2 protein-coding genes are annotated in these 4067 nt (G+C 35.6%); one reads left to right on the forward strand and one right to left on the reverse strand.

All coding sequences use genetic code 11. The features are described from left to right. Positions 1-77: 77 nt before the first annotated feature. A complete protein-coding gene (locus UEQ13_RS00090) occupies positions 78-1082 on the reverse strand; it encodes an IS30 family transposase (RefSeq protein ID WP_329804339.1) in 1005 nt (334 codons plus the stop codon). A gap of 103 nt (positions 1083-1185) precedes the next feature. On the opposite strand from UEQ13_RS00090, the gene UEQ13_RS00095 reads away from it, so the two are divergent. Further along, on the forward strand, positions 1186-4067 hold a 2882-nt coding region (locus tag UEQ13_RS00095; RefSeq protein WP_329804342.1), incomplete at its 3' end, for a beta strand repeat-containing protein.

Here is a 4067-nt window from a genome sequence, read left to right on the forward strand (position 1 = left end):
TTTCATTTTGTCTAATTTCAGAATAACTTTTTTGGTCTTTTTAATTGACCAAAAGTTATTTCCGAAATAGGCTTGATTTATGCTATATAGTTAGTGATTTCTTGATTCATTTTTTCTTGAGGTGTTTTGTACCCTAAAACCTTTCTAGGTCTATTGTTTAGAGTTAATTCAGCATGTTTTAGTTGTTTGTTTGTTATGGTGTTAAAATCAGTTCCTTTAGGGAAAAAACGCCTAATTAAACCGTTCGTGTTTTCGTTAGTTCCACGTTCCCAGGAAGAATAAGGATTAGCAAAATATATATCCATTCCAGTGTTATTTGATAGCCATTTGTGATTTGCCATTTCCATTCCGTTGTCGTAAGTCATTGATTTTACAGTGTATTTGGGTAGTGTTTTCAAGTGTTTTGCAAATTGTTGTGTCACGGTTTCGGATTTTCTATTTTCTAATTTAATAATGAAAACATATCTTGTTTTTCTTTCTACAATTGTTCCGATGGCACTTTTTTGTCCTACACCAATCATTAGATCTCCTTCCCAATGTCCAACTTCGTTTCGTAACTCAACACTGTTGGGTCTTTGGCTAATATTTACTTGGTCTTTGATTCGTATTTTGTTTTTTCCACCTTTTCTATTGTATCTTCTTTTGGAATGATGATAGGGTAGAAGTTGTATGAGTTTTTTGCCTAATCTTGACTGTCTATGTTTATAAATATGCTGATAAATTGCTTCATGAGAGATTGTCATAATACTATTGTTAGGATAATCAATTTTAATTCTTCCAGCAATTTGTTCTGGCGAAAAACCACATAATAAGCCTCTGTAAACAAATAGTTTAAGTTTTTTATGAGTATTTATTTTATCAAGATTTCTTTTGTTTAAATACTCTTCTTTTGCAAAGAAATCTGCTAAAGTTGCATTGTATTTATCGGTTGGTTTGTGCATCCAACTATTTATTTCTCGAGTAATAGTAGAACGATTTCTATTTAGATGCTTTGCAATATAACTTTTAGACTTATTTTCATAGAGTAAAGTCTCAATAATAATGCGTTCATTTAGTGTAAGTCGTTTGTGCTTTTTTTCCATAATTCAACAAAGATAAAAATTATCATTTGTTGCATTAAGTTATTGAATTCTCCTGGGATTTAAAAATTACTTAATTATATTAGTATTATTGGTATTTGGAAATGTGCAAAATATTTATGCGCAACCATCTAATGATGCTTGTTCGAGTCCAATTTCATTAGCAGTTACGAATGGTACTTGTAGCTCAATTTTATATACAAACGTTGCCGCAACATCAGTAGGAACAGATCCTACTCCAGCTTGTTGGGCACCTGCAACTAGAAGTCATACTGTTTGGTTTTCTTTTGTTGCAACTGTCGCTGATATAGAATTGTCAACTAATTTTGTAGGAACATTAGCTAATACCCAAATTGGGGTGTATAGTGGAACATGTGGTTCTTTAACGCAATTAGCTTGTCAGGAAGACGTTAATACAGCAGGAGGTTTACTTCATACAAACGTCATATTACATGGATTAACTGTTGGAAACACGTACTATGTGATGGTAGATGGAAATGGAACTTCTACAGGAACATTCGGTATTTGTGCTCAAGAATCTTTACCAGTTGGACCGCTTAGTCCAGTTCAAGACTGTGAAACAGCACAATTTTTATGTAATAAAAATAATATTTCCATTCCTAACGGGACAGGTGGGGTTGGTGTAACTCAAACAATGCCATCATGTTTTGGTACGCCGGGTGAAAGAGCTGCGTGGTGGTATAATTTTACAGCCGCAACTACAGGAACATTAGATTTTACAATTACACCTAACGGATCTGTAGATTATGATTTTGCTATTTATAATGTTACGACTGGTTGTCCAGGTATTGAATTAGCTTGTAATTGGGATGGAACAACAGGTGCTACAGGATTATGCGGTGTTGGTTCAGGATGCGAAAATACAATTACAGTAACGGCTGGTCAAACCTATGCTATCTTAGTTGATAGATATACGCCTTCTTCAAATTTTGGATTTGTATTGGATTTTACGGGTACTACAGCAACTTTTACTAGTCCTAATCCAACTTTTACAGCAACTCCAGCTTGTTTAGGTCAAGCAACTAATTTCACGAATACTACAAACGGTAGTAATACTTATAGTTGGAATTTCGGAGATGGATTTACTTCAAATTTAGAAAACCCTTCTCATACCTATGCAACTACAGGTACATTTAATGTCACTTTATTAGTGACAACAGTTCCAGGTGGATGTCAAAATCAAATCACTATTCCAGTTACAGTTAGTCCAATACCAACTATAAATGCTGGTTCAGATACTTCAACATGTTCTGGAGCTTGTGTTAGTTTATCTGGAGCTACTAATGCTACCGGTTATACAGGATCATTGGCTTTATCAAATTCAACATCATATGCAATTCCTGATGGTAGTACTACGGGCGTAAACTCACCTATCAATGTTACTGGTGTTCTTCCTGCAACTATTGGAGCTGGTTCTATTGCTTCAGTTTGTATTAATTTATCGCATACTTGGGATTCTGATTTAGATATATTTTTAAGATGTCCAGATGGTACTTTACTTGAATTGTCTACTGATAATGGAGGTTCAAGTTCTAACTATACTTCAACATGTTTTACACCTTCAGCGGTTAATGTAATTGGTTCAGCAGGAAATAATACTGCTCCTTTTACTGGAACTTATGCACCTGAACAAGCTTTTACAGCATTAAATGGTTGTACTGCTAATGGTACATGGGAACTTTTTGTTCAAGATGATGCTTCTTTTGCTTCAGGTTCTATTACTGGATGGACAATAACTTTTAATAATACTTATCCACCATTTGTATGGTCCCCAACAACTGCTATGACGGGTGCTAATACACTTACACCTTCTGTTTGTCCGACTGCTACCACAACTTACACTTTAACAGCTTATGGAGCTGGTGGTTGTATTGTAACAGATACAGTATTAGTTACTGTTACACCAGGACCGACTCTTACATTAACATCCGCTGCGGCAACAACTAACCAATCAGTTTGCGCCAATTCAGCTATTACAAATATTACTTATGCTGTTGCTGGTGGTGCAACTGGAGCAACAGTATCAGGTTTACCTGCTGGCGTTTTCGGTTCATATTCTGCTGGAGTATTTACCATTAGTGGAACACCAACTTTATCGGGACCATATAATTACACTGTTACAACTACAGGAGGAGGATGTGTTCCTGCTACAGCAATAGGAGTTATAACTGTAAATAATGCGCCAGTTTTGACAAGTATTACATCGGTTTCTCCAGTTTGTTCTGGTAATAATGCAGTTTATACTCTTAATGGATCTCCAAATGCAATTATCACTTATAACATAAATTCAGGTGCATCTCAAACCATTACTTTAAATGGCTCTGGTACCAATACCGTGACTGTTCCAACTATAACAGCTAATACAGTATTAAATGCTATTAATATTGCTGCGGCTGGCACACCGGTAACAGGTAATGGATTATCTGTTTCGGGAGGTTTAAATCCTGTAAATGCAGTTGGGGCAATCTCTGCAGTTGGTACTATTCCAACTACAACAAATAGCGCTACAATTGATAGTGCAAATAATACCCAAACAATTACCTTACAGCATTTAGTTCCCGCGGGTACAATAATCACAATTAGTATCTCTAGGAATAATAATCAAGGGAGTGTTAATGTTTCTGACGGAACTGTAAATATTGGGGCTTTTAGCGCTGGGCCTAATGATGTTTTACAACAAATTACTGTTACAACAACTGTTGCAACAAACACAATTGTTATTACAAGAGTAAATGGTTCTACATGGGTAGATGGAGTTCAATATACAATTACTTTACCCGGTTGTTCAAATACGATTGCAATGTCTAATACTGTTGTAGTAAGTAATATTGCAGTTCCAACAATCACAACAACACCAGCAACATGTTCTGCAGCAGGAAGTTCAACGATTTCTAATTATAGCGCTTCAAACACGTATACTTTTTCAACGGCAGGTCCAACAGTTGGAGCAGGAGGTTTGATTTCAGG

The sequence above is a fragment of the Flavobacterium facile genome (assembly GCF_036321945.1).
In the GTDB taxonomy this organism is placed as follows: Bacteria; Bacteroidota; Bacteroidia; order Flavobacteriales; family Flavobacteriaceae; genus Flavobacterium; species Flavobacterium facile.